Origin of the sequence: Chelativorans sp. J32 (assembly GCF_000518985.1) — a bacterium.
GTDB lineage: Bacteria > Pseudomonadota > Alphaproteobacteria > Rhizobiales > Rhizobiaceae > Chelativorans.
In genome coordinates this window covers 115,459-139,438 of record NZ_JAEQ01000008.1, presented here as the reverse complement: position 1 = coordinate 139,438, position 23,980 = coordinate 115,459, and the positions used below count along the sequence as shown (strand labels likewise).

The window sequence follows — 23,980 nt, the reverse complement described above, 5'->3', positions numbered from 1 at the left end:
CGCATCAAGCGTGCAACCGGGAAAGACCGCCCTCGGGTTTTGCTCGGAAAAGTTGTCAGACCTCGGCCTTGCGGAAAAGCTCCTCGAGAGCGGGATCCCCGCCCGCCGGCAGCATGATGCGCACATGAGCATAGAGGTCGCCGTTGCCGCCGCCTTTCAGCGGAAGGCCGCGGCCTTTCAAGCGCAGGGTACGATCCGAACTGGACCATGCCGGAACCTTCACAGCGACCTTTCCGGTGGGGGTATCGACCGTTACCTTCGCGCCCAGCACCGCGTCGCGAAGACTGACGGGCAGGTCCACATGGAGATCGCGGCCTTCAACGCGGAAAAGCGGATGCGGCCGCAGCCGTAGCTTCACCAGCGCATCTCCGCGCTCGCCGAAGGGCGTTTCAGCACCCTGCCCCTTCAGCCGGATCGTCTGCCCATCTTCCACATAGCGCGGCAGCTTGACCGCGATGCGACGTCCATCAGGGAAGATTGCGGTTACCTTGGCTTCGGAAGCGACATCCTCCACGCTCACATCCAGCGTGGCGTTGATATCGCCCAGCCCCTCGGGCCGTGCGCTGCTCGCGCCCTGCGCTCCCCGGAAAGCCTGACCGAAGATCTCGCTGAAGATATCGCCGGCATCGCCACCGAAACCGCTGCTGCGAAATTCGAAATGCGTGCGTCCCGGGCCTCCGCCAGCGCGCTGAAAACCGGCAAAGGGATCACCCCCGGCCGCCTCGAATCCCTGGAAACGAGGCTTGCCCGCGGCGTCGATCTCTCCATTGTCGAAGGCTTTGCGCTTCTGCTCGTCGCCGAGGATCTCGTAAGCCTGGTTGACTTCGGAAAAGCGTTCCTTCGCCTGCGGATCATCCGGCCGCTGGTCGGGATGGTATTTCTTGGCGAGGCGGCGAAAAGCCGCCTTTATGTCCTTGGCCGACGCGCTTTTCGACACGCCGAGCACTTCATAAGGGTCTCTCATTCTGCCTAGCCCAAAGGCGGCAGGAAGTGCCGCGAAAGAGTGTTTTTGCCAATAGATTCAGCATTCACCCGATATATGCGCATTCGGGCGGCCAAATTCCAGAGGGAGGCGTGAGTCCACTATTGCTGCTCGAATCTGCGCATCCGCAGATTGCCGGCCGCATCGCGGCAGGCCTTCCCCTGATAGAGACCGATTCCGTCGAAGCTTTCTCGGGTGGTCGTGAAGGCAAGGCACTCCGCTTCACCGCTATAAGCGGTGATCAGGCCCCGGGCGCCGCTTTCGGGATTTTCCCAAGGCAGGCCGGCAGTTTCGCCGGGGACAGACGAAAGCGCTGCGAGGATTGCCTGTCCATCCTTCGCCAGGCTGTCATCGGAAAAGACACGTGTTTGCCGCGGAACAGAGCCCGTCGTAAGCACCGTGTCGAGGGAGGCTTTCTTTCCACCGATGACGCACGCCTGGGCTGAAACAGATATGACGAAAAGAGCCGCCACCTTTCCAAAGGTGCGCAGGGCCAAACGGCTGCCGGTTTCTGTCTCTTGCGTCATTCCAGACAATCGGCGATCTCCTCAGGAAAACAAAATGAGCAACACGATGATTAAAAATGACTTAAACCAAGCGGATTTCACCGAAGCTGGAGAACCCTTCCGCCTCTTTGCAGAATGGCTGCAAGACGCAGAACGCTCCGAGCCCAACGACCCGAACGCCACGGCGCTCGCAACGGTGGACCCGGATGGGATGCCGAACGTACGAATGGTCCTGCTCAAGGGATTCGATGAGCGAGGATTCGTTTTTTATACCAATTTTGAAAGCGTAAAGGGACAGGAAATTTTATCGTCCATGAAGGCAGCGCTCTGTTTCCACTGGAAAAGCCTGCGTCGCCAGGTGCGGGTCAGGGGTCCCGTGGAACAGGTGCCCGACGAGGAGGCTGACGCTTACTATGCATCGCGCCCGCGCGGCAGCCGGATAGGCGCTTGGGCATCAAAGCAGTCGCGTCCACTCGAGAGCCGTTTTGCGCTGGAAAAGGCAGTCGCCGAATACACGGCCAAATTCGCAGTGGGCGAGATCCCGCGTCCCTCTTACTGGTCCGGTTTCCGCATCGTGCCGGTCAGCATCGAATTCTGGCACGACCGGCCCTTCCGCCTGCATGACCGCGTCCTTTTCAAGCGTGAGGGCGACGAGGGCTGGTCGAAGACCAGGCTCTATCCCTGACGGCCGGTCGTGGGCCCGGCGCATCCCGATCCCCTTCACTGCCAAGACCATCGCAAACTCACGCGGTCGTTGAGCATGTCTGGCCTAGCGGTTAGATTGAAGGGGAAGAGATGGAGGCGCCATGCTCGCGCGACCGGAAAAGTTCAAATGCGTTGAGTGCGGCAAGGCGATGGGCACTCCGGGCTTCGCCTATTACCAAGGTTTGATCGAGAACGGGGCGGCTTACTGGTCGGACCGCGGCGTGCTTTGCTCGATCCAATGTTCGCTCGCCCATCACCAGAAGCGCTCCGCCGAAGGCACGCTACCCACCGGTCCTGCGCCCGATCCCTTCGAGGGCGATTAGGTCTGTCGTTGCGGGGCGAACTGCGGCGCCTCGGCGATAAGGCTGCAGAGCTGCGGAGGCGCCCTTCTTTTCTCATCCGGCCGACGCGGCTCTAAAAACCGCCAGTTGAGCCTCGAAGGCACGCTTGTAGGCTGGCCGCGCCTTACCACGGTCGACATAAGCGGAGAGGTTCTGATATTCCTCCACCAGCCCCGATCCTTCTAATCTGCGCAGGACCGTCACCATTAGCAGGTCACCGGCGCTGAAAGCCCCGTCGAGCCAGTCGGCATCGCCGAGACGATCGGAAAGCTCGCGCAACCGGTTGCGGATACGCCCCTCGACCAGAGGCAGGCGCTGCTCGTACCAGGTCTCCTCGCCCTCCAGATACCTGGCCATTTCTCGCTCGACCACCGGGGGCTCGATCGTGCTGAGCGCCGCAAACATCCATGTGATCGCGCGAGCCCGGGCGTTCGCGTCTTCCGGCAGCAAGCCCGCATGCCGCTCCGCAATGTGAAACACGATCGCCCCCGACTCGAATAAGGTGAGATTGCCTTCCTCATAGGTCGGGATCTGCCCGAATGGATGAAGCGCCAGATGCGCGGGTTCCTTCATCGCCTTGAACGAAAGAAGGCGAACTTCGTAAGGCTGTCCCACTTCCTCAAGGGCCCAGCGAACGCGCATGTCACGCGCGAGGCCCCTGCCGCGATCGGGGGACTGTTCAAAGGCCGTAATGATGGGGGTCATTGTCCTCTCCGTGGCTCATCCGCCTTGAAGACGACTGGCCAATGGAGATTCCGACGCCCTTGCTTGAAGATAATCCAGTGTCGAATGACGGCGGGTCAGGGCTTCGTTCCAGCCGCTTCCCGCTCGATCGCCCGCCAACCGATGTCGCGTCGACAAAAACCCTCCGGCCAATCGATCCGGCCGATGGCGTCATAGGCCTTGTCCCGCGCTTCGGTCACGGTGCTGCCGAGCGCCGTCACGTTGAGCACGCGGCCGCCATTTGCGACCAGTTCGCCGTCCTTCAGGGCGGTGCCGGCATGAAAGATCTCGACGCCTTCAGCCGTAGCGGCCTCCGATCCCCGGATCACCGAACCCTTTTCGGGCGTGCCGGGATAACCCTTTGCAGCCATGACCACGGTGAGTGCCGCATCGTCGCTCCAACGCACGGACATATGCGCAAGCTGGCCATCGACCGCGCCCTTCATCAATGATAAAAGATCGTCCTTCAGCCGGAGCATCAGCACCTGGCATTCGGGATCCCCAAAGCGCACATTGTATTCGATGAGCTTCGGACCTTCGTCCGTGATCATGAGCCCTGCATAGAGCACGCCAATGAACGGCGCCCCCTTTTCCTCCATGCCCTTCAATGTCGGCTCGATGATCTCCCCCATCACCCTGGAAATCATCTCGGGCGACATTACGGGCGCCGGGGAATAGGCGCCCATTCCGCCGGTATTCGGACCCGTATCGCCCTCGCCCACACGTTTGTGGTCCTGTGCGGTTCCAAATGGCAGCGCCGTCTTGCCGTCGCAGAGGCAGAAGAAGCTCGCCTCCTCACCCTCCAACAATTCCTCGATCACCACCTCCGCGCCTGCATCGCCGAAAATGCCGGAAAAACAATCATCGACGGCAGCAAAGGCCTCGTCCTCGGTCATGGCGATCGTGACGCCCTTCCCGGCGGCCAGCCCGTCCGCCTTGATGACGATGGGGGTGCCCACCTTGCGCAGATAATCCTTGGCATGCGTCGCATCACCGAAGCGGGCATAGGCGGCGGTGGGAATGCCGTATGCTGCGCAGAGATCCTTGGTGAAGCCCTTCGACCCTTCCAGCTGCGCTGCCTCAGCCGTCGGCCCGAAGACCGGAATCCCGGCGGCGATCAGGTCATCGGCAAGACCCGCCACCAGGGGCGCCTCAGGGCCGACCACCACGAAGTCCACCCCATTGTCCCGGCAGAAATCGACCACCGCACCATTATCGCGGATATCGAGCTCGACACATTCGGCATGTTTGGCAATGCCCGGATTTCCAGGCGCGGCATAGAGTCTCTCCAGGAGAGGCGAAGCGGTCAGTTTCCACGCCAGAGCATGCTCGCGCCCGCCCGACCCGATGAGGAGAACTTTCATGAACCTGCCCGTTATCCCGATTTCGTGACACCGGGCTATGGCCGAAACGGGCCGAGGTCAAGCCGCGAGAAGACATATCAAGAAAGGATTGGCTTGACGTAGACCGCCCGGCTTGCCACTCCAGTTCGCGTCTCCGCAGGCGAGAGGTTAGTGCAGATGGACGTCATCCAATCCCGGCAGATGCGTGGCCGTGTTGCCGATGCGCCGTCCGGCCACTGGGTCTACCGCCTCCTGCCTCGCATAGCCTGGCCCTATGCTCAGCTTGCCCGCTGGGATCGTCCGATCGGCTGGAAGCTCCTGCTTTGGCCCTGCTGGTGGTCTCTTGCGATGGCCGCTGCCTCAGGTGCCGTTCCCGGCGCCCGGATATTAAGCGAGATGCCGTCGCTGTGGCACCTCTTCCTCTTCCTCGTGGGTGCCATCGCGATGCGCGGTGCCGGCTGCACCTATAACGACATCGTCGACCTGGATATCGACGAGAAGGTGGAGCGGACCCGCTCGCGCCCGCTTCCCTCCGGCCAGGTCTCGCGGAAGCAGGCGTGGTCCTTCCTCGTGGCGCAGGCGCTGGTGGGGCTTCTGGTGCTCTTGCAGTTCAATGCCTTCGCAATCCTGGTGGGGCTCGCGTCGCTCCTGGTGGTGGCGGTCTATCCCTTCGCGAAGAGATTCACGGACTGGCCCCAGTTCTTTCTGGGGCTTGCATTTTCCTGGGGTGCGCTGATGGGCTGGGCCGTATATTTCGGCAGCCTATCGCTGGCGCCTTTCCTCCTTTATTGCGGCTCGATCCTGTGGGTGATCGGATATGACACGATCTATGCCCATCAGGACAAGGAGGATGATGCGCTGGTCGGCGTCCGCTCCACCGCACGCCTGTTCGCGGAGCATACCAAACGCTGGCTCGTCGCGCTCTATGGCGGAGCGCTTCTCTTCTTCGCCGTCGCCTTTGCTCTTGCCGCCGTGCCCATGCCGGCGCTTGCCGGGCTGGTCGCGGCCGGCGCGCATATGGCGCGGCAGATCCGGGTCCTCGATATCGACGATCCGGATCAGTGCCTGGCGCTGTTCAAATCCAACTCGGTCGTGGGCTGGCTGATCTTTCTGGGCCTCCTTTGCGGAGGAGCCTGGGCCTCGATCAGCCCGTATTTCTGATTGCCGGCTTCCACCCCGGCAGTGATCTCTACAGCGCTTCCTGCGTGTCCGAACGACCAGCCGGGCCTGCGGCGATAATCTCCTCGCCATCGACCACGAGACGCAGGCCGAGCGTGCCTTTCCTGCGGCGCGCGAGGAAGCGGGGACGACGCAGGCGCACGGCGCTGCCCTGGCGTCGATCCTGCGCCACGCGCTTCTTCACATTCCCCAACGACTCATCGAGGGTGCGCGCTATGCCGTCGGACTCGACCAACAGCATCGGCAGTTGAAAGGCTTCCGCCCAGGCACGCCAATCGGCAGCGACATCGTCGAGGTCCCCAGCCACAAGCAGAGGCACGGACAATTTCGGGTCGGTGTGGAGGAGTTCCAGCGTGATCGTCACCTGGCCATCCTCATCCTCGATCGCGCGCGCGGCAACGCCACGGAAAGCGGACGGGGGCAAGGCGAAGGTGACCGGCAGCTGAGCCTTGTCCAGGACGCGGCGCATGCGGACGCCACGAGGACCGATCGTGAAGGTTACCTCTCCAAAACTATCTTGCGCTGCGTAGCTTACCACCTGCGGCAGGCGGAACGGATCGAGCCGTAGCGCCCGCCCAGCCCAGACCGGTTTCAGACCAATTGCCATTGTTGCCTTCCTGTTGCTCCCGAGAGCCGGTTGTCCGGTTCTCCCCGACCAGTTGACCCGGTCTGTATGGAGGGAAGACTAGCCCCGGGGTTCTTACTTCCGGGCTTAGAAAGTCAGTTAAATTTTGCTGATTACGCGCCAGCGCATTTTACGACAAGATAAGCTTTGTGAAGACTTTCTCACCGAAGTGACGGGGTTCAGATCACCTTGCCGGGATTCATGATGCCCGCCGGGTCGAACGCCGTTTTCACGCGGCGCATGAGATCCGTGGCGACCGGTGACTGGGTGGCAAGAAGCTCCTCCCTCTTCATGCGGCCGATGCCGTGCTCGGCCGAAAAAGAGCCGCCGAGGGAACGGACGATGGCGTGCACCGCATCGTTCATCGCCCGGTAGTGGCCGAGATATTCCTCTGCGGAGAAACCGACAGGCTGGGCGATGTTGTAGTGCAGATTGCCATCGCCCATGTGGCCGAAACAAACGACGCGGGCGCCGGGCACGATCTCCTGGACGGCCAGTGCAGCGCGGGCAATGAATTCGGGGATTGCAGCCACCGGCACGGAGATGTCGTGCTTGATCGAGCTGCCTTCGTGCCTTTGGGCGTCCGACATGTCTTCACGCATCTGGCGCAGCACTTGCTGCTGGGTCTCGTTCTGCGCGATGGTCGCGTCGTTAACGTAATCTGACTCGAAGGCGGTCTCCAGTATGTCCTCGATGAGGGCGCGCGCGTCTTCTGCCGAACGGCCCGAGGAGATCTCGAGCATCACGTTCCATGGATGAGGCTCGGCCAAGGGCGGCCGGTGCACTGGAAAATGCCGCAGCACGAAATCGAGCGGGGTTCTCTCTATCAGTTCGAACATTGTGAGCGCCGTGCCGGCCTTGTCGTTCGCAAGCTCGAACAGCCTCAGAGCATCGACTGGTGAACCGAGGCCCACCCAGGCAAGCTCACGCCCCTTCGGCTTGGGATAGAGCTTCACGACCGCTGCCGTGATGACGCCCAGCGTGCCCTCGGCGCCGATGAAGAGATCCTTCAGATCGTAGCCGGTATTGTCCTTCTTGAGCTTGCGAAGGTCGTCGAAAATCTCACCGGTGGGCAGGACGACCTCCAGGCCGAGGCAGAGATCCCGCGCCACGCCGTAAGCGAGTGCGCCGATACCGCCGGCATTCGAGGAGAGATTGCCGCCGATCTGGCAAGACCCTTGCGAGCCAAGAGCAAGCGGGAAGAGGCGATCATTCTTCGCCGCCTCCTCCTGGAGCACTTGGAGCACGACACCGGCCTCGACCGTTGCGGTGTTGGAGGAAAGGTCGATCTCCCGGATACGGTTGAGACGCGCGGTGGAAAGGATGACTTCGCGGCCCGTGGCATCCGGCATCTGGCCACCGACAAGACCTGTATTGCCGCCCTGCGGAACGATCGGCGTGCCCGTCTCCGTTGCGAGCTTCAGGATCCTGCTTACTTCCGCCGTGCTGCCCGGCTTCAGCACCAGGCTGCTGCGGCCGCCACTCCACAGGCCACGACGCTCTATGAGATGAGGAGCGATATCGGCTGGATCCGTAAGAGCGTGCCGCTCGCCCACAATGGCAACGAAGCGCTCAACGAGGGCTGGATCAAGCATATCCGTCTCAATATCCATGGGCATTCACTCCATGCCGGCTCAATCCCGTGGGGCGGCCGCCCGCGCCAGACGATCATTGATCGCTTCTCCGAGCCCATGCCTGGGCACCGGCTCGACAGCGATGGTCTTAGCACCGGAAGCATCGAGCTTGGAGAGATAGGAGAAGAGATTGGCCGCCGCCTCGCGAAGATCCGCGGCGGGCGAAAGATTGAGGGTCAGGACAGCCTGTGCCGCTCCCCTCGCCCGGTCCGGCCCGAAGGCAAGCAGCGCCTCGCCCGGCAGAATCTCGTCGATGTCGAGCCTGATCCCCGCCTGCGGTGCATAATGCGAGGCGAGCATTCCCGGAGCTTGAACGCCCCGTGCCCCACGCTTCACCGGCGCACCAGCAGCGCGCTCGATCTCCTCGACAGCCAGTCCGCCCGGGCGCAGGAGGACGATCCCGTCCTCCGCCACTTTGACGATGGTGGATTCGAGTCCGACCCTGGTCGGGCCGCCATCGACAATAAGCTTGATGCGATCACCGAGCGCCGCGTCTACCGCCTGCGCGGTGGTTCCCGTCACGCGGCCGGATATATTGGCGCTGGGAGCAGCGAGCGGGCGCCCGAGCCGGGCGATCACCTCACGGCCGAAACCTTGCGGGCAGCGCAGCGCGATCGTGTCCAGCCCGGCGGTGACGAGCGGATGAATCCCTGAAGCGTCGCGCTGCGGCAATACGAGCGTGAGGGGGCCGGGCCAGAAGGCTTCAGCCAGGCGCTGCGCTAGCGGTGAGAAGTGAGCGATCCGCTGCGCCATATTGACATCGGCCACATGGGCAATGAGCGGATTGAAGCGGGGCCTGCCCTTCGCCTCAAAGATGCGAGCGACCGCCTCGCCATTGGTGGCATCAGCTGCAAGTCCGTAGACCGTCTCCGTGGGGATTGCGACCGGCTCCCCCGTCACCAGCAGGCGGCTGGCTGCGTCAAGAGCATTCTCCTGCGGAAGGATCTCGGCCACGCTCATTCCCTTTTACTGCAAGGTGCCTATCCCGACGAAGGGCCGAGGGCAAGGCTTAGCCTAACTGCCGCGGCTGATGGCCTACCCCGCGATCTTCGAGAAATCCGCCACCTGACCGGTCGCCTCACGGATGCGCTTCAGGAGGCCAAGGCGATTGGCGCGTATTGAATCATTCTCGTCATTTACGAGGACTTTCTCGAAGAATGAATCGATAGGCTCGCGCAGCGCGGCCAGCGCCGTCATGGCGGCGGAAAAGTTTTGTTTCTGAATCGCTTCGCCGGCTTCCTTCTCGGCCTGATTCACCGCGCTGAAGAGGCGCATCTCCGCCTCTTCCTTGAGAAGCGCGGGATCGACGGCCTCGGCAATCCTGGTACCCTTCTTCTCCTCGGCCGCAAGGATGTTCGCCGCCCGCTTGGTGCCCGCGAGCAGGTTCTGGCCGGTTTCGGTGCCGAGCAAGTTCGAAAGCGCTTCGACACGGCGAACGATCAGGAGCAGGTCGTCGTTGGATGAAGGCGTGATCTCCCCCCTTGAGGGGGAGATGCCCGGCAGTGCCTTGGCGGTGTCCTTACCCCCCTCTGTCGCCTTCGGCGACATCTCCCCCTCAAGGGGAGAGATCGGGCGGCCACTCGCCAGAACCGCGTCGATGAGATCGTAGCGCGCGCCCTTGTCGCGCAGGTAGACTTTCAGGCGGTCGTGGAAGAAGGAGAGGAGGTCATCGCTAGCCACAATGGGATCATACGGAAACGCTAATCGCGGAGGAGAATCAACCAACAAGAATGCAATCTTTTGCCTAGTTGTCATACGCTTGGTCGATCGCTCAACCATCATCAAGTGAGCAAAATGGTTGAGCATTTTCTTGTCGGCAAAGCGATCCTGCAAGATTGCCAATATTGGGAGCATTGCGCCCACTATAAGCTCGGACAGTTCAGCTCTCACCCCATTCTCCACCACGATCCGGATCACGCCGAGCGCGGCGCGGCGGAGCGCATACGGGTCCTTGCTCCCTGTCGGCTTCTCGTCGATGGCCCAGAAGCCCACGAGCGTATCGAGCTTGTCGGCAAGCGCGACCGCCACCGAGACCGGATCGGTCGGCACGATATCTGACGGCCCGAGCGGCTTGTAATGCTCTTCGAGCGCGCGGGCGACAGACGGGTGCTCGCCCTGAAGCTCGGCATACTTGCGGCCCATTGCGCCCTGGAGTTCCGGGAACTCGCCCACCACCTCCGTTTGCAAATCGGCCTTGGCGAGCACGGCCGCGCGTTCGGCAAGCGCAGGATCGGCGCCGACGATCGGGGCCAACTCGCGCGCCAGCCGGCGGATGCGCTCCACGCGCTCGCCTTGCGTGCCGAGCTTGGCATGGAAGGTGACGTTCAGATGGTCGAGCCGCGCCATGCGCTGGTCGAGCGGCTTCTTGAGATCCAGGCCGAATTTTTCGGCGGAGTCCTTTAACCGGTCGAGGTCCGGCAGGTCGGCCTGGTCCGTTTTCCAGAAATAGAGCGCGTCGGAAAGGCGCGCGCGTACTACCTTGCCGTTGCCGTAGGCGATCTCCTTGCCGCCATCCGAAGCCTCGATATTGGCCGTGATGATGAAACGGTTGGAGAGTTTTCCCGCCTCGCCCTGCGGGCGCGTGACGAAGCACTTCTGGTTGGCGCGGATGGTCAGACGGACGACCTCAGGCGGGATTTCCAGATAGGCCTCCTCGAACTCACCCATCAGCACCGCCGGCCATTCGACAAGGCCGGAGACCTCTTCCAGGAGGCCCTCGTCCTCGACCAGTTCCAGGCCGCTTGCGAAAGCAAGGTTCTTCGCGTCATCAAGGATGATGCGCCTGCGCCGCTCGGCATCGAGTACGACCTTCGCCTGTTCCAGCTTCTCCACATAGTCATCGAAACGGCGGACGGTGATCGCCCCCGGCGCGTGGAAGCGATGGCCGTAGGTGACGTTGCCGGAGCGGATGCCGTCGATCTCGAAATCGACCACCACCGGCTCCTCGGTCTCCGGGCCGAAGGTGCAGATGATGGACTGCAGCGGGCGGACCCAGCGCAGCGAGCCCGGATTGCGGGAGGCCGCGCCCCAGCGCATGGATTTCGGCCAGGGGAAATCGCGGATGATGGCTGGCATCAGTTCGGCGATGATCTCTTCGGCGAGACGGCCTTTCTTTTCGATGTGCGCGACGTAGAAATCGCCCTTCTTGGGGTCGGTGTGCACATGCGCCTGGGCGATATCGGTGAGGCCGGCCTTTCGGAGAAAGCCCTGGATCGCCTGTTCCGGCGCGCTGGTGGACGGCCCCTTGATCTCCTCGCGCACATCGCGCGAGCGGGCGGTGACGCCGCGGACATCAAGCGCCAGGCGGCGCGGCGTCCAGTATTCGGTGGCGGCCTCGTAGGTGAGCCCCGCATTCACCAGACCATCCGTCAGGAGCTTCTTCAGGTCGCCCGCGGCCTTCCGCTGCATGCGGGCGGGGATTTCTTCGCTGCGAAGTTCAAGAAGAAGGTCTGGCATCAGTGAATCTCCGCCCGCGTGCCGTTCTTTTGTTTGAGCGTCCTCGCGCCTCCGGCGCTGCGGGCGCGCGGCAGGGCGGGGATTTCTTCGCTGCGAAGTTCAAGAAGAAGGTCGGGCATCAGTGAATCTCCGCCCGCATGCCGTTTTCTTTTTTGAGCATCCTCGCGCCTCCGGCGCTGCGGACGCGCGGCAGGGCGGGGATTTCTTCGCTACGAAGTTCAAGAAGAAGGTCTGGCATCAGTGAATCTCCGCCCGCGTGTCATTCTTTTGTTTGAGCGTCCTCGCGCCTCCGGCGCTGCGGGCGCGCGGCAGGGCGGGGATTTCTTCGCTGCGCAGTTCAAGAAGAAGGTCGGGCATTTGGCGGGCTCGATGCTTGGAAATATGCGGGGCAATAGCAATTCAACCGGCAACTGTCACCCGAATATGGTGCCAGAAATGGCATCTTTGACCTCAAAGTGGCACCATCGGATATCGAGAAAAACTTCATCTTAGTGTCGGATCGGCGGGTGATCGCCCGTTCTTGGAGCGAAATCACTCAACGCAACGAAAGGCGCTGAAGCGCAGGCGCTTCAGACGGCGAAGCTTTGTCCGGAACGGCCATGAAGACGGCATCGACACTTCTGCAACTGATCGCATTGATGGCCTGCTTTGCCGCGCATCAGGCCTTTTCGGACGAGATGACCGGCGTGCGGCGAGCCGTCGAGATGACGGCCGGGATATGCAAGCCACAGGGTGTTTCCGCGCCGGCAATATATTCTGCCTGGCGCGTACCAGCTCTGGACATAAGGCGCCTCTTTCCTACCCGTCGCTACGCGGCGGCCTTCCCCATGGAGGGTGAGGAGGGCGTCGCGCCACCGGCCTCGGTCTGCAGGAAGGCTTCGCCACAAGCTTTCGCCAGATCGCGGACGCGCAGAATATAGCTCTGGCGCTCGGTGACCGAGATCACGCCGCGGGCATCGAGCAGGTTGAACACGTGCGAAGCCTTGATGCACTGGTCATAGGCAGGGAAGACCATGCGGTGCAGCGGAGCATTGTCGCTTGAACGAGGCGCTCCGGCTTCGAGCAGCGCACGGCATTCCTTCTCCGCATCCTCGAAATGGCGGAAGAGCATCGCCGTGTCGGCATATTCGAAATTGTGGCGCGAATATTCCTGCTCGGCCTGCAGGAAAACCTCGCCATAGGTGACCTTCTCCGGGCCTTCCAACCCGTTGAAGTTCAGGTCATACACATTGTCCACGCCCTGCACATACATGGCCAGGCGCTCGAGGCCGTAGGTGAGCTCGCCTGAAACGGGCGCGCACTCGATGCCGCAAACCTGCTGGAAATAGGTGAACTGGGAGACTTCCATGCCGTCGCACCAGCATTCCCAGCCGAGCCCCCATGCGCCGAGCGTCGGGCTTTCCCAATCGTCCTCGACGAAGCGGATATCGTGCAGGAGCGGATCGAGGCCGATCGCGGCGAGCGAGCCGAGATAGAGTTCCTGCAGGTTGGGCGGGTTCGGCTTCAGGATCACCTGATATTGATAGTAATGCTGCAGCCGGTTGGGGTTTTCGCCGTAGCGGCCATCCTTGGGTCGGCGCGAGGGCTGCACATAGGCGGCGTTCCACGGCCGTGGCCCGAGCGAGCGCAGCGTCGTCGCCGGATGGAAGGTACCCGCGCCGACCTCCATGTCGTAGGGCTGGAGAATCACACAACCCTGCTCCGCCCAATAGCTGTGCAGCGTCAGGATCAGGCCCTGAAAGGACCGCGAGGGGTGCATGTGAGGAAGGGCGCTGGCGTTCACGCGAGCTTCTCCGGAGCGATGGACAAAAGCGGCCCCGTCCTATTGCGCGGGCGAGCGAGCGTCAAGCAATTGGCTGGGGCAAGGACCGGCCCGTGCGCGGCGATTTCGCACCAGTGGCATCCCGGAGAGCCCTTCGGCGCTCCGGGATAGCAGCGAATTATCGCGGCAGTTTCAGCTCCAGACCCGGGCGGATGCGGTTCGGATCGCCCTTGAGCACCGGGTTGAGGTTCAGGATTTCGCGGAAGCGCTTGCCGTCGCCCAGCTCTTCAACGGCGATGGACCAAAGGGACTGACCAGGCTTCACCTTATAAGTCGCGTCGGTCTCGGCGCTCGCGCCTGTATCCGCCGGCTCCTCCGGCGTTGCAGGCTGGGCCTGTGGCTGCTCGGGCTCCTCGGCCGGTTGGGAGGGTTGAGCAGCAGGCTGTTCTTCGGGCTGTTTGGCCGGAGCGGCGGGAGTGCTGTCATTCGCCGTCCGCGCGTTGCCTGCAGCATCGGCCACCTTTTCGCCATCCACGGGCGGCAGGCCGTTCTTCAGCTTCTCTTCCACCTGTGCGAGGAGATCGGGTTCGGCCTCGAGAGACTTGACCTGCGACCACTGGTAGCGCGCCTCGAGCTTACGCCCGACGCGCCAATAGACGTCGCCGAGGTGGTCGTTCAGAACCGCATCTTCGGGACGCAGCGACACGGCTCGCTCCAGATGCTCGACCGCCTGATCGTACTGACCGAGCCGGTAATAGGCCCATCCGAGCGAATCAACGATGTAGCCGTCGCTGGGCCTGAGTTCCACGGCCCTCTTGATCAGTTCCATGCCCTCTTCGAGGTTCATGTTCATGTCGATCCAGGAATAGCCGAGATAATTCAGCACCTGCGGGTGGTCGGGATAAAGCTCCAGCGCCTTTTTGAAATTTGGCTCCGCCTTGGGCCATTGCTTCAGGCGCTCATAGGCGATGCCGCGCTGATAGAAGATGTTCCAGTGCTCACGCCCGGGCTCCGGGATTTGCGCCACTGCACGATCATAGAGTTCGGCCGCGTCGCGGTAATTCTTCTGGCTCGCATAAACACCGCCCAGCGCCAGGTAGGCGCGCATGTCTTTCGGGTCGGCCTCCAGCACCTTTTTCAGGTGCGCGATCGCCTCGTCGTTCCGCTTCAGGTCGGCAAGGTTGAGGCCGATCTGGAAATCCACGAACCGCGCCCAGGGCGAGCCCTTTCGGATCTGGCGGTAAATCGCGATCGCCTCCTCGCCATCCTGCTGCCGCTCGGCGACATGGGCGAGTTGCACGAGAACGGCGTCGCCATGCGGGCGCAGAGCCCGCGCAAGCTGAAGATAGACGCGGACGAAAGAATCACCCCCACCGCTTGCAAGCTCGGTGGCAATGTTGAGCAGGATTTCGGCTGCCCCGTCGGGCGCATTCGCCACCACCGAGTCGAGCTTCTCGCCGCCTTCGATCTTGGCGCGAAGTTCGGGAATGGTGGCTATGCCGCCTCCCGTCTGCTCCGCCTGCTGGAGCACGGCGAGCGCGCGCTCCTTTTCGCCACGGCTCGACAGATAGGAAGCATACACTTCAGCGAGACGACCCATTGTGTCGGGGGCGACGGAACGGGGAGCCAGCTCGGTGACCACTTCGTCAAAGGCTGCGTCGGCTTCCTCAGCCTGCCCGTCATTAGCCAGGATGAGGGCGCGATGATAGGATTTGAAAAGATCGTACCATTGCGGGCCCTGGAGATTGTCGAGGCTGGTCAGCGCGGCTTCGGTATCGCCCTGCCCCACCTTTGCCCAGCTTGTCATGATGCCGGTGATAAGGCGGTCGAGATCGGATTCCAGAACCAGATTGAGCCATCGTTCAGCGGCGGCAAAATCCTTCTTGCGGAAAGAGTCGATCGCCAATGTAAGGCGAGAGAAGCGCTCGACCTCGGGAACGGCCTTCAACTGATCCGCGTAAGGGAGTGCCTTGTCTATTTCGCCTTGGGAGACCAGCGCGAGCAGCAGTGTCTGCTGCAGATCGGCATTGTCGGGATCGAGTGCCAGCGCGCGCTCGTAATAGGTGACCGCGCTCTTCAGATCATCCTCAAACTCGGCCGCCCTTCCGGCCAGGTAAGCACCCGAAAACGTACTGGTGGGAACCTGCCCGGCCGCCTTTTCAGCATCCTTGGCGCCGACCGTCTGCGCGGAAAACGCCATGAAAACCGCGAGTGCCGCCGTCGCGTTGAGTGTTGCCCTGGTTAGCCGCATACTATCCCTTCCGTCGGTTCGGCCCTTCCCTTACGGAAATTGCCACGGAGTCTCGCTAGCTGCAGAGCATGGCCTTTTTGCGATTGTGTCGCAATCGGCAATTGCGGCCTGTCCCGCCTACGAAACCCGGCTGATGCAGAAATCGATGACATCGAAAAGCGCCGCTTTCTGCGGCGTACTCTTCAACGGGGCGAGCGCGTCACGAGCGATCTCGCCGAAATGTCGGGCGCGCGCGATCGTGTCTCCGATCGCACCATGGCGGCTCATGAGGCCGATCGCCTTCTGCAGCGCGTCATCGTCGCTCTGGTTCTCCTCGATGGCACGCTTCCAGAAAAGCCGCTCCTCGTCCGAGCCGCGCCGGTAGCTCAGGATCACCGGCAGCGTCACCTTGCCCTCGCGGAAATCGTCACCGACATTCTTGCCGAGATCACGGCTGCTGCCGCCATAATCAAGTGCATCATCGACAAGTTGGAAAGCAAGGCCCAGATTCATGCCGAATGAGCGCAGCGCCGCCCGGTCGTTGCGCGACGCCTCGGCTATGATCGGCCCCACCTCCGCCGCGGCGGAAAAGAGGGCCGCCGTCTTGGCCTTGATGACTGCCAGATACTCGTCTTCGGTGGTCTCCAGGTTCTTCGAAACGCCAAGTTGCATCACCTCGCCCTCGGCGATGATGGCGGCGGCGGTAGAAAGCACGTCGAGGGCATCGAGTGACCCGACATCGACCATCATGCGGAAGGCCTGCCCCAGGAGGAAATCCCCTACCAGCACGCTCGCCTGATTGCCCCAGATCGTGCGTGCCGTCTTCTTGCCGCGCCGCAGGTCGCTTTCATCGACCACGTCGTCGTGGAGCAGCGTGGCGGTGTGCATGAATTCCACGCTCGTGGCGAGCTTCACATGCCCCTCGCCGGAATAGCCGAAGGTCTGCGCTGCCGCCAGGGTGATCATGGGGCGCAGTCGCTTGCCGCCGGATGAGATCAGATGGCGGGCAAGTTGGGGAATCAAATCCACATCCGAACCCGCTTTCGAAAGGATCAACTCGTTGACGCGCGCCATATCGTCCTTGGTCAGCGCTATCAGGCCCTCGATGGAGGCCGCACCGCGCTTGCCGTCTTCAAGATTCAATACGACACCCACCAGTGCTTCTCCTTCCTAACAGCCTCTGAAGTGTATGGCCGCAGCCCACCTCCCCGCAAGCGGCGAGTTGGCGCGGGGTTGGGGGTAAGGCAAGCGGGGCGCATTTACAAGTAGACATGGACCTGCGAACGTCTAGTCATGATCGAACTTATCCGCACCAATGACGCCGTCGCCATCTCCTTCATCGAAAGCCTGCTGCGCGATGCAGGGATCGATTACATCATAGCCGATCAGAATATGAGCATCCTGGAAGGTTCTTTGGGCGTATTGCCCCGCCGCGTGCTGGTTGCGGAAGACCAGGTCGCGGATGCAAGGAAACTGCTTGTAGACGCCGGCGTGACCACCGGGGACGGCTCCTGACGTGATCAGCTTTGCGTGGCCTGCTGGACGAACAGGGGTGGTTAATCGTGGGAAGGGCTGACCTCCTGGATCGGCAGGCTGCATTGCAGGCAGAAGCTGATTCGATCGTGGAGCTGATGGATATCGAGAACAGGCTCCGCGCGATCGGAAATCCAATCCGCGTCGGCAGTTCCGCCTTGGGACTCATGGTCCGCCGCGATATCGACATCACCGTCGTCTGCGATAAACTGGATTCGCCCACTCACGCGGCGATCGCAGAACTTCTAAGGGAATTGGCCGCTCATCCGCGCGTGGGCTCGGTGCGGTTCAGGAATGACAGCGGCTTCTGGAACAAGACACCCGAGGCATATCCTGATGGATTGTATATCGGTATCACCTGCCTATCGGCAGCAGATGACGAATGGACCTTCGACATCTGGTTCGTGGACGAGCCGGCCAGACAGCCCGACTTGGGCCATCTGGAAACGATCGGCCGGCGTCTAACGCCTCATATTCGCGAGACCATCCTTTTGATCAAGACGGATCTGGCGGCGAGCCCGCCAGCACAAGCCGAACCTCTTCCAAGTTTCCTTGTCTACCATGCAGTGTTAGAGCACAAGGTAAGCAACCTCGCCGAATTTCAGAGCTGGCTGGAGCAGCGCAGTTAGGCCAGCGTTGAATTTTCCGTGAGCGACATCCTCCACGCTCGGCTGCGATATACAGAGGTCATGAACACCGAGCCGCCCCCCTTCACCATCGATGCCTTCCATCGCGGCGCGTTCCATCTCGTCCAGCCCGCCGGCAAGGGTCATCGCGCGGGGCTCGATGCAATGCTGCTGGCTGCAGCCGTTCCCAACGGCTTCCATGGCGATCTGGCGGATCTAGGCGCTGGAGCGGGCGCCGCCGGCTTCGCGGTTGCGGCGCGCTGCTTGAGGGCGCAGGTGCTGCTGGTCGAGAAAGTTGCCACCATGGCGGATTGTGCGCTGCAAAGCTGTGGCCTTTCCGAAAATGCGGGGCTCGCCGCCCGCATCAAGGTGGCGCAGGCAGACGTCGAGCTTTCCGGCCCGGAGCGGGTTCGTGCCGGCCTGCCGGACCGTTCCTTCGACTTCATCATTATGAACCCGCCCTTCAACTCGGCACGGGACCGCGCGACGCCAGACCTGCTTCGGCGGGATGCCCACGTTCTGACCGATGGCCTCTTCGACCGATGGCTCCGGACAGCCTCCGCGATCGCGCGGTCGAAAGCGGAAGTGGCGATCATCGCTCGGCCAGCTTCGCTTGCCGAAATCATCGCATCACTAGAAGGCCGGTTTGGCAGCCCACGCTGTCTTCCGGTCCATCCACGTCCGGAAGCCGATGCGATCCGCATCGTTCTCAGGGCGCGCAAGGGTGCCCGGGGGGCCTTGAGCATCGTACCGCCCCTCATATTGCATGAGCAGGACGGCCGAGCCTTCACGGAACGTGCGGACGCTATCATAAACGGCAGGGAAACACTTTTCCCCGACTGAGCGTTGGTGTGATTGCCATTGCGTCCTGCATACCAATGCCTACATGAAGATAACCAGTCGCGGAGACCTCCTAAGTGAAAGAATCGCTGGCACGCCTCCTGCCGAAATCCCTTCGTTCCGATGCCATCACCATTCCCGTCGTCAGGCTGCACGGGACGATCATGGCGGGCGCCGGCCCCATGCGGCAGTCGCTGTCACTGGCCTCCACGGCTGGTCTCCTGGAGAAGGCATTCTCCATCTCCAGCCCTGCTGTCGCAATCTCGGTCAACTCGCCTGGCGGATCACCGGTGCAGTCACGTCTGATCTACAGGCGCATCCGCGATCTGGCGGAAGAAAAGAAAAGGACCGTTTTTGTCTTCGTCGAGGATGTTGCCGCCTCCGGTGGTTACATGATCGCCCTTGCCGGTGACGAGATCATCGCCGACCCCTCCTCCATCGTCGGCTCGATCGGCGTCGTTTCAGCGGGTTTCGGCTTTCAGGATCTCATCAAGAAGATCGGTGTGGAGCGCCGCGTTCATACCTCCGGACGCAACAAGGCGATCCTCGATCCTTTCCAGCCGGAAAAAGAGGAAGACGTGGAACGGCTGAAAGCCCTGCAGGAAGAGGTTCACCAGACGTTCATTTCGCTCGTCCGGCAGCGGCGTGGCGCAAAGCTTGCCGATCACGACGATCTCTTCACCGGCCTTTTCTGGACAGGTGAAAGAGGTCTTGCGCTGGGCCTTGTCGATGCGATCGGCGATATGCGATCCTTTCTTAAGCAGCGCTACGGACCGAAGACCCGCCTTAAGCTCGTCAGCGCCCCTCGCGGCCTATTGGGCCGAAGGCTGGGCTTCTTCGGAATTGAAGGCCGGGAGACCGAAATCGCAGCGGCTGCGGCAGCCGGCCTTATTCAAACCCTTGAAGACCAGGCGCTCTGGCGCCGTTTCGGATTCTAGCGCCTTGCTGCTGTCGCAAACCGCCATAGAATGAGGAACATCGCCAAAGGAGGCACTCGGCCATGCCGCAACTCATTTTCCTCGCTCTTGTCGCCGCCGTGGCACTTGCCGGCTATCGACTTTTCCTTCGCGAGGCTGAACGCGTCACAAAGCGGATGGAGCGCGTTCGGAAGGAAGCCGCCACGGGCAGTATGGGCACGCTTGTGAAGGATCCGCGGACCGGCGAGTACCGCTTGGCGAAGGACTAAGCGCCGCAACGAATGAAACTTGAAAATACGGCCCCGGCAAAGATCAATCTCGCGCTGCATGTGATCGGCCGGCGTGCCGACGGGTATCACCTGCTGGAATCCCTTGTAGCCTTCACTGCTTTCGGGGATCGGCTTTCCGTCCGACCATCGGATCGGGATCACTTCGAGGTGACGGGACCTTTCCGCGACGGCCTGGAAGGCGGGGCCAACCTGGTGCTCAAGGCGCGGGACATCCTCCGGCTGCATTTTGGTGCTCAAGCAAAGTCACCCGTGGCGATCACGCTTGAAAAGAACCTGCCCGTCGCTGCGGGTATAGGAGGCGGATCAAGCGACGCCGCGGCGGTGCTGAAGCTGCTGACCCGCTTGTGGGAGATCCAGGTCCCTCCCAAGGAGCTTGCCCAGATCGGGCTGATGCTCGGAGCCGATGTGCCCATGTGCCTTTACGGACGTCCCCTGATCGCGCGCGGTATCGGCGAGATGCTGGAGCCCTTTCCCGCCCTGCCCCGGCTTCCCATCCTCCTGGTCAATGCCGGCCTGCCGCTCGCCACTCCAAAAGTGTTCTCAGCCCTGATCAAGCGCGAGCACGCGCCCCTTCCTGCCCTGCCCTCGAAGAGCGACCCGGCGGAACTCCTGGAATGGATGCGGCTCACACGCAACGACCTGGAGCCGGCCGCGCTTTCACTCGTGCCCGAGATCGGCAGCGTTCTCGGGCTGCTGCGTGCCGAGGGAGCGCTTATCGCCCGCATGTCGGGCTCCGGCGCCACCTGCTTCGGTATTTTCGAGCATCAAGAGGCGGCGGAACGAACCCGCCAGGCGATCGCCCAAAAGCATCCCCATTGGTTTGTTTGCGCCACCGAAACATCGGCTTCAACGGGGGAGTTGGTCAATGTCTGAGCGGCAGTTCATTCCCGTGCGGTTTGCCGTGCTCACCGTTTCGGATACGCGTAGCTTGGCCGATGACAAATCGGGGCAGACGCTTGCCGAACGCATCAAGGAAGCGGGCCACGAATTGGCGGACCGCAGCATAGCGCCAGACGAGATCCGGCATATCCGCAGCCTCGTTCGCGCCTGGTGCGCCGATCCCGGGATCGATGCCGTGATCACCACCGGCGGCACCGGCTTCACGGGACGCGACGTGACACCGGAAGCCCTCGAGCCGCTGTTCGAAAAACGGATGGACGGTTTTTCACAGGTCTTCCACAGGATTTCCTTTGAGAAGATCGGAACCTCTACGATCCAATCCCGGGCCACTGCCGGCCTCATCGACCAGACGTTCGTCTTCGTTCTCCCGGGTTCGCCCGGCGCCTGTCGCGATGCTTGGGATTCCATCCTGAAGGATCAGTTCGACTACCGGCACAAGCCCTGCAATTTCGTGGAAATCATGCCGCGTCTCGATGAGCACCTGAAGCGCGGCGCCACCTCGCGCTGATTCCTTATTCCACAGCTTCTTCACAGCCGCGCCTTTGGCCACGTTCTTCCCTCGCGTAAAATGTTCTTGATTTGTTCCTTATAGCCGAATAGGAATAGATTCATCTCAAGACATCAGCGCGCCGGCCGGGCAGCGCGGAGGCAGGACGATGGAACAGATCGTACGGGCAGACATTGCCGCTTACAGCGATGGAGGTTCTGCCATGGCAAACGCGATCATCGATGAGGCAGGCGTCCGGGTCGGCGACGATCGCCGAAGAGGACGCGGCGCCGGCATCAATCCCACGGGACGCTTCGAGCCGCTCACCCGTCATGTGTTCGATGACGGATGGGAGACGCTGGAGGAACTGCCGCCCTTCAAGACCGAAGTGCAGGTCGAAAAACCGCGTACGATCATCACGCGCAACGCCTCACCGGATATCTCCTTCGACCGTTCGATAAATCCTTATCGCGGTTGTGAGCACGGTTGTGTCTACTGCTTCGCTCGCCCGACGCATAGTTACATGGGTTTGTCGCCCGGGCTTGATTTCGAATCGAAACTGTTCGCAAAACCCGACGCGCCGCGCCTGCTGGAAAAGGAACTCGCCAAAACGGGATACGAGCCACGGACGATCGCGATCGGTACCAACACGGATCCTTATCAACCGATCGAGAAGAAGTGGCGCATTATGCGCGAGATCCTCGAGGTTCTAGATGCCCATAACCACCCGGTCGGCATCGTCACGAAATCCGCACTGGTCATGCGCGATATAGATATTTTGTCGCGCATGGCTGAACGCGGCCTGGCTAAAGTAGCCCTTTCCGTAACCACGCTTGACCGGCGGCTTGCACGGACCATGGAGCCCAGGGCGGCAACGCCGACACGCAGGCTGGAGGCGATGCGGGCGCTGAACGAGGCCGGCATTCCCGCTTCAGTGATGATAGGGCCGGTCATCCCCGGCCTGAACGACAGCGAGATCGAGCGTATCCTGGAATCCGCCCATGCGGTGGGTGCCAAGGAGGCAGGTTATGTGATCCTGCGTCTGCCACTGGAGGTGAGCCCGATCTTCAAGGACTGGCTCCTGCGCCATTATCCCGATCGCTACAGGCATGTGATGTCGCTCGTGCGTTCGATGCGCGGAGGCAAGGATTATGATTCCGAATGGGGGAAGCGAATGAAGGGTACTGGCCCCTATGCCTGGCAGATCGGACGGCGTTTTGAGATTGCGGCTCGGAGGATCGGGCTCAATGCCGAGCGGCGAAAGCTGCGCACCGATCTTTTCAAGGCCGGAAAAGGCGAAGGAGAGCAGCTGAGCCTTCTTTAGGAAAGAAGCGCCAGGTCCGGCATATCCTTCCAAGGACGGATCAGTTGAAGCGATGACGACGCCAGGTGAGTACCGGCAGCTGCCGGATTCTCCTGCGTCGATCGAAGTTTGCAATTCCGGTGCGGTCTCGCCCCATGCCGCTCCGGAGCGACCGTCGTAGCCCTTCGCCCCCGGGCCGACGGCAGCCTTCCCCGCTTTTTGTCCGAAGCGTTGGGAAAGGCTTGCGGAGAATCGGCAGCGATGCAAGCATGCCGCCATGGCTTCCTCGCAGTCCGATTCTCCGCCCCTCTTCGATCTGCCCGTGCGTCCCGACTTCACGCTGGAGGCGGGGATTATGCGCGACGGTCTGGCGCCCGTGGCGGGGTTGGACGAGGCGGGACGTGGCCCCCTTGCCGGGCCTGTGGTGGCGGCAGCGGTTGTCCTCGACCCGGATCGGATTCCGAATGGATTGGACGATTCGAAGCGGCTCACCGCGGAAGCGCGCGAGGCGCTGGTGCAGGAGATCTTCAGCGCTTCGATCGCCGTGTCCGTCGCATCTGTTTGCGCCTCCAGCATAGACGAATCGAACATCCTCAGAGCCAGTCTGGAAGCCATGCGGCGCGCCCTTGACGGGCTTTGCGTGCAGCCGGCCTATGCGCTTGCTGACGGAAGGGATATTCCTCCGGGCCTCCCCTGCCCATGCCGGGCTGTCGTCAAAGGCGACCAGCGATCCCAGTCCATCGCCGCGGCTTCGATCGTTGCCAAGGTCATGCGGGACCGGATGATGGTGAGGACCGGCATGCTGATGCCCCACTATGGCTTTCACAGCCATGTCGGCTATGCAACCGAACGCCACCGCGAAGCCATCACCGCCTATGGCCCTGTAACGCGGCTTCACCGGATGAGCTTCTCGCCTTTCAAAACGCCCGAAGACGGCATCGCTGCACCGGCCGAGGAGGCCGCAGAGTTCTTCGCCACCTAGTGCTCACCGCTTAGCCAATGGGTGAGACACCGAAAAGAAGCCGGTGTAGCCCACCAACAAAGATCGCGTAGATAATCAGCCCCGCAACGATCGCCATCACATCATTTCTCGGCGTCGGTTTGCCCTTGAACACAGGCTCGCGCGGATGCCGAACGGAAGAAACCCAGTCTATGCCGGCCCAAGCTGCAATGCCGCCGAACAGAAGCAAGTCGGCCAGCGTGCCGTTGGCCAATAGATGGGCAACGCCCCAAAGCACCGTGCCGAGCAGCATTGGATGTCCGACAGCTGCGCTGATGCGCCCCGGCCGATGCGATGCGGCCATGAGGGGAAAGACCGGGAGCATGAGGGCTAGCGTCAGGTGGCGCATCCCGACAGGCGGCGTATAGAGGATGACCGGGTCCTGCCGAGCGAGCCAATAGCCCCAGACGATCAGCACCAGTCCGAGGAATGCCGCGAGACTGTACATGCCTTTCCAGGCGCCCAAGCTGCGGCTGCGTATGACACCCTCGCGCAATTGCGGCGCCACAATCCGGACCGAATGCGTGCCGAGGAAGATAACGAGACCAAGAACAAGGACCAGCATGCGGCTCCTCCAATCCACCCTCCGCCCATTCTA

Annotated in this window: 25 protein-coding genes; 12 read left to right on the top strand and 13 right to left on the bottom strand. The window is 62.0% G+C overall.

Translation table 11 applies throughout. The features are described 5' to 3' along the window. Window positions 1-55 precede the first annotated feature (55 nt). Window positions 56-964 carry a DnaJ C-terminal domain-containing protein gene (locus CHEJ32_RS0112980; RefSeq protein WP_028034256.1) on the bottom strand — a complete coding sequence of 303 codons (909 nt, stop codon included), beginning with the start codon at window positions 962-964 and terminating at the stop codon, window positions 56-58. Window positions 965-1,083: 119 nt separating this feature from the next. Continuing rightward, complete coding sequence (locus tag CHEJ32_RS26285) at window positions 1,084-1,509, bottom strand: RT0821/Lpp0805 family surface protein (RefSeq protein ID WP_051469650.1); 426 nt, start codon at window positions 1,507-1,509, stop codon at window positions 1,084-1,086. A 34-nt stretch (window positions 1,510-1,543) separates the two neighbouring features. On the opposite strand from CHEJ32_RS26285, the gene pdxH reads away from it, so the two are divergent. Both pdxH and CHEJ32_RS0112965 read left to right on the top strand, forming a co-directional pair. Further along, window positions 1,544-2,173, top strand: coding sequence for a pyridoxamine 5'-phosphate oxidase (gene pdxH / locus CHEJ32_RS0112970; RefSeq protein ID WP_084032796.1), 630 nt, complete (start codon window positions 1,544-1,546; stop codon window positions 2,171-2,173). A gap of 121 nt (window positions 2,174-2,294) precedes the next feature. Beyond that, window positions 2,295-2,516 (top strand): hypothetical protein, encoded by a 222-nt coding sequence (locus tag CHEJ32_RS0112965; RefSeq protein ID WP_028034254.1) that lies wholly within the window; start codon window positions 2,295-2,297, stop codon window positions 2,514-2,516. A gap of 72 nt (window positions 2,517-2,588) precedes the next feature. On the opposite strand, the gene CHEJ32_RS0112960 is transcribed toward CHEJ32_RS0112965, so the two are convergent. Both CHEJ32_RS0112960 and purD read right to left on the bottom strand, forming a co-directional pair. Further along, entirely contained in the window at window positions 2,589-3,239 is a 651-nt protein-coding gene (locus CHEJ32_RS0112960) for a glutathione S-transferase family protein (RefSeq protein ID WP_028034253.1), read from the bottom strand. A gap of 95 nt (window positions 3,240-3,334) precedes the next feature. Further along, window positions 3,335-4,621, bottom strand: a complete 1,287-nt coding sequence (gene purD, locus CHEJ32_RS0112955; RefSeq protein WP_028034252.1) for a phosphoribosylamine--glycine ligase — start codon at window positions 4,619-4,621, stop codon at window positions 3,335-3,337. A 156-nt stretch (window positions 4,622-4,777) separates the two neighbouring features. On the opposite strand from purD, the gene ubiA reads away from it, so the two are divergent. Next, the gene (ubiA, locus tag CHEJ32_RS0112950) at window positions 4,778-5,761 is read left to right on the top strand and encodes a 4-hydroxybenzoate octaprenyltransferase (protein WP_028034251.1); all 984 of its coding nucleotides are present in this window, start codon (window positions 4,778-4,780) and stop codon (window positions 5,759-5,761) included. Between the two features lie 28 nt (window positions 5,762-5,789). Here the strand turns inward: ubiA and CHEJ32_RS24685 are convergent, their stop codons facing one another. From CHEJ32_RS24685 to CHEJ32_RS0112895, 8 genes are all read right to left on the bottom strand, one after another. Then, window positions 5,790-6,386, bottom strand: coding sequence for a DUF6101 family protein (locus CHEJ32_RS24685; RefSeq protein ID WP_051469649.1), 597 nt, complete (start codon window positions 6,384-6,386; stop codon window positions 5,790-5,792). Window positions 6,387-6,583: 197 nt separating this feature from the next. Further along, a complete protein-coding gene (locus tag CHEJ32_RS0112940) occupies window positions 6,584-8,017 on the bottom strand; it encodes an FAD-binding oxidoreductase (protein ID WP_028034250.1) in 1,434 nt (477 codons plus the stop codon). Window positions 8,018-8,038: 21 nt separating this feature from the next. Then, window positions 8,039-8,992, bottom strand: coding sequence for an L-threonylcarbamoyladenylate synthase (locus CHEJ32_RS0112935; protein WP_028034249.1), 954 nt, complete (start codon window positions 8,990-8,992; stop codon window positions 8,039-8,041). Window positions 8,993-9,073: 81 nt separating this feature from the next. Next, complete coding sequence (glyS, locus tag CHEJ32_RS0112930) at window positions 9,074-11,494, bottom strand: glycine--tRNA ligase subunit beta (protein WP_028034248.1); 2,421 nt, start codon at window positions 11,492-11,494, stop codon at window positions 9,074-9,076. 658 nt (window positions 11,495-12,152) lie between these two features. Beyond that, window positions 12,153-12,278 carry a hypothetical protein gene (locus CHEJ32_RS27915; RefSeq protein ID WP_256375670.1) on the bottom strand — a complete coding sequence of 42 codons (126 nt, stop codon included), beginning with the start codon at window positions 12,276-12,278 and terminating at the stop codon, window positions 12,153-12,155. Window positions 12,279-12,302: 24 nt separating this feature from the next. Beyond that, a complete protein-coding gene (locus CHEJ32_RS0112905) occupies window positions 12,303-13,253 on the bottom strand; it encodes a glycine--tRNA ligase subunit alpha (RefSeq protein WP_034658329.1) in 951 nt (316 codons plus the stop codon). Between the two features lie 181 nt (window positions 13,254-13,434). Then, window positions 13,435-15,507 (bottom strand): tetratricopeptide repeat protein, encoded by a 2,073-nt coding sequence (locus tag CHEJ32_RS0112900; RefSeq protein ID WP_028034246.1) that lies wholly within the window; start codon window positions 15,505-15,507, stop codon window positions 13,435-13,437. Between the two features lie 117 nt (window positions 15,508-15,624). Continuing rightward, a complete protein-coding gene (locus tag CHEJ32_RS0112895; RefSeq protein WP_028034245.1) occupies window positions 15,625-16,641 on the bottom strand; it encodes a polyprenyl synthetase family protein in 1,017 nt (338 codons plus the stop codon). A gap of 138 nt (window positions 16,642-16,779) precedes the next feature. Between CHEJ32_RS0112895 and CHEJ32_RS0112890 the strand changes: the two genes are divergently transcribed. The 9 genes from CHEJ32_RS0112890 (at window position 16,780) to CHEJ32_RS0112850 (ending at window position 23,364) form a co-directional block, all read left to right on the top strand. Further along, entirely contained in the window at window positions 16,780-17,001 is a 222-nt protein-coding gene (locus CHEJ32_RS0112890; RefSeq protein ID WP_028034244.1) for a DUF2007 domain-containing protein, read from the top strand. Between the two features lie 47 nt (window positions 17,002-17,048). Next, window positions 17,049-17,648, top strand: coding sequence for a hypothetical protein (locus CHEJ32_RS0112885; RefSeq protein WP_034658353.1), 600 nt, complete (start codon window positions 17,049-17,051; stop codon window positions 17,646-17,648). Between the two features lie 60 nt (window positions 17,649-17,708). Next, window positions 17,709-18,488, top strand: a complete 780-nt coding sequence (locus tag CHEJ32_RS0112880) for a tRNA1(Val) (adenine(37)-N6)-methyltransferase (RefSeq protein WP_028034242.1) — start codon at window positions 17,709-17,711, stop codon at window positions 18,486-18,488. Window positions 18,489-18,562: 74 nt separating this feature from the next. Next, window positions 18,563-19,423, top strand: a complete 861-nt coding sequence (locus CHEJ32_RS0112875) for a S49 family peptidase (RefSeq protein ID WP_028034241.1) — start codon at window positions 18,563-18,565, stop codon at window positions 19,421-19,423. 62 nt (window positions 19,424-19,485) lie between these two features. Further along, window positions 19,486-19,671 carry a hypothetical protein gene (locus tag CHEJ32_RS0112870; protein WP_028034240.1) on the top strand — a complete coding sequence of 62 codons (186 nt, stop codon included), beginning with the start codon at window positions 19,486-19,488 and terminating at the stop codon, window positions 19,669-19,671. Window positions 19,672-19,683: 12 nt separating this feature from the next. Then, window positions 19,684-20,565 (top strand): 4-(cytidine 5'-diphospho)-2-C-methyl-D-erythritol kinase, encoded by an 882-nt coding sequence (locus CHEJ32_RS0112865; RefSeq protein ID WP_028034239.1) that lies wholly within the window; start codon window positions 19,684-19,686, stop codon window positions 20,563-20,565. Further along, the gene (gene moaB, locus CHEJ32_RS0112860) at window positions 20,558-21,100 is read left to right on the top strand and encodes a molybdenum cofactor biosynthesis protein B (RefSeq protein WP_028034238.1); all 543 of its coding nucleotides are present in this window, start codon (window positions 20,558-20,560) and stop codon (window positions 21,098-21,100) included. Before CHEJ32_RS0112865 ends, moaB begins: the two co-directional genes overlap by 8 nt. 148 nt (window positions 21,101-21,248) lie before the next feature. Beyond that, window positions 21,249-22,403, top strand: coding sequence for a PA0069 family radical SAM protein (locus CHEJ32_RS0112855; protein WP_028034237.1), 1,155 nt, complete (start codon window positions 21,249-21,251; stop codon window positions 22,401-22,403). A 256-nt stretch (window positions 22,404-22,659) separates the two neighbouring features. Further along, window positions 22,660-23,364 carry a ribonuclease HII gene (locus tag CHEJ32_RS0112850; RefSeq protein WP_028034236.1) on the top strand — a complete coding sequence of 235 codons (705 nt, stop codon included), beginning with the start codon at window positions 22,660-22,662 and terminating at the stop codon, window positions 23,362-23,364. A 10-nt stretch (window positions 23,365-23,374) separates the two neighbouring features. Here the strand turns inward: CHEJ32_RS0112850 and CHEJ32_RS0112845 are convergent, their stop codons facing one another. Next, window positions 23,375-23,947 carry an NnrU family protein gene (locus CHEJ32_RS0112845; protein ID WP_028034235.1) on the bottom strand — a complete coding sequence of 191 codons (573 nt, stop codon included), beginning with the start codon at window positions 23,945-23,947 and terminating at the stop codon, window positions 23,375-23,377. Between the last annotated feature and the right edge of the window lie 33 nt (window positions 23,948-23,980).

Bases quoted from the DNA above. Each gene is read 5' to 3' on its own strand.
- CHEJ32_RS0112980 (WP_028034256.1), bottom strand. From the start codon at position 964: ATGAGAGACCCTTATGAAGTGCTCGGCGTGTCGAAAAGCGCGTCGGCC.
- CHEJ32_RS26285 (WP_051469650.1), bottom strand. From the start codon at position 1,509: ATGACGCAAGAGACAGAAACCGGCAGCCGTTTGGCCCTGCGCACCTTT.
- pdxH (WP_084032796.1), top strand. From the start codon at position 1,544: ATGAGCAACACGATGATTAAAAATGACTTAAACCAAGCGGATTTCACC.
- CHEJ32_RS0112965 (WP_028034254.1), top strand. From the start codon at position 2,295: ATGCTCGCGCGACCGGAAAAGTTCAAATGCGTTGAGTGCGGCAAGGCG.
- CHEJ32_RS0112960 (WP_028034253.1), bottom strand. From the start codon at position 3,239: ATGACCCCCATCATTACGGCCTTTGAACAGTCCCCCGATCGCGGCAGG.
- purD (WP_028034252.1), bottom strand. From the start codon at position 4,621: ATGAAAGTTCTCCTCATCGGGTCGGGCGGGCGCGAGCATGCTCTGGCG.
- ubiA (WP_028034251.1), top strand. From the start codon at position 4,778: ATGGACGTCATCCAATCCCGGCAGATGCGTGGCCGTGTTGCCGATGCG.
- CHEJ32_RS24685 (WP_051469649.1), bottom strand. From the start codon at position 6,386: ATGGCAATTGGTCTGAAACCGGTCTGGGCTGGGCGGGCGCTACGGCTC.
- CHEJ32_RS0112940 (WP_028034250.1), bottom strand. From the start codon at position 8,017: ATGGATATTGAGACGGATATGCTTGATCCAGCCCTCGTTGAGCGCTTC.
- glyS (WP_028034248.1), bottom strand. From the start codon at position 11,494: ATGCCAGACCTTCTTCTTGAACTTCGCAGCGAAGAAATCCCCGCCCGC.
- CHEJ32_RS27915 (WP_256375670.1), bottom strand. From the start codon at position 12,278: ATGTCCAGAGCTGGTACGCGCCAGGCAGAATATATTGCCGGCGCGGAA.
- CHEJ32_RS0112905 (WP_034658329.1), bottom strand. From the start codon at position 13,253: ATGCACCCCTCGCGGTCCTTTCAGGGCCTGATCCTGACGCTGCACAGC.
- CHEJ32_RS0112900 (WP_028034246.1), bottom strand. From the start codon at position 15,507: ATGCGGCTAACCAGGGCAACACTCAACGCGACGGCGGCACTCGCGGTT.
- CHEJ32_RS0112890 (WP_028034244.1), top strand. From the start codon at position 16,780: ATGATCGAACTTATCCGCACCAATGACGCCGTCGCCATCTCCTTCATC.
- CHEJ32_RS0112880 (WP_028034242.1), top strand. From the start codon at position 17,709: ATGAACACCGAGCCGCCCCCCTTCACCATCGATGCCTTCCATCGCGGC.
- CHEJ32_RS0112870 (WP_028034240.1), top strand. From the start codon at position 19,486: ATGCCGCAACTCATTTTCCTCGCTCTTGTCGCCGCCGTGGCACTTGCC.
- CHEJ32_RS0112865 (WP_028034239.1), top strand. From the start codon at position 19,684: ATGAAACTTGAAAATACGGCCCCGGCAAAGATCAATCTCGCGCTGCAT.
- moaB (WP_028034238.1), top strand. From the start codon at position 20,558: ATGTCTGAGCGGCAGTTCATTCCCGTGCGGTTTGCCGTGCTCACCGTT.
- CHEJ32_RS0112855 (WP_028034237.1), top strand. From the start codon at position 21,249: ATGGAACAGATCGTACGGGCAGACATTGCCGCTTACAGCGATGGAGGT.
- CHEJ32_RS0112850 (WP_028034236.1), top strand. From the start codon at position 22,660: ATGGCTTCCTCGCAGTCCGATTCTCCGCCCCTCTTCGATCTGCCCGTG.
- CHEJ32_RS0112845 (WP_028034235.1), bottom strand. From the start codon at position 23,947: ATGCTGGTCCTTGTTCTTGGTCTCGTTATCTTCCTCGGCACGCATTCG.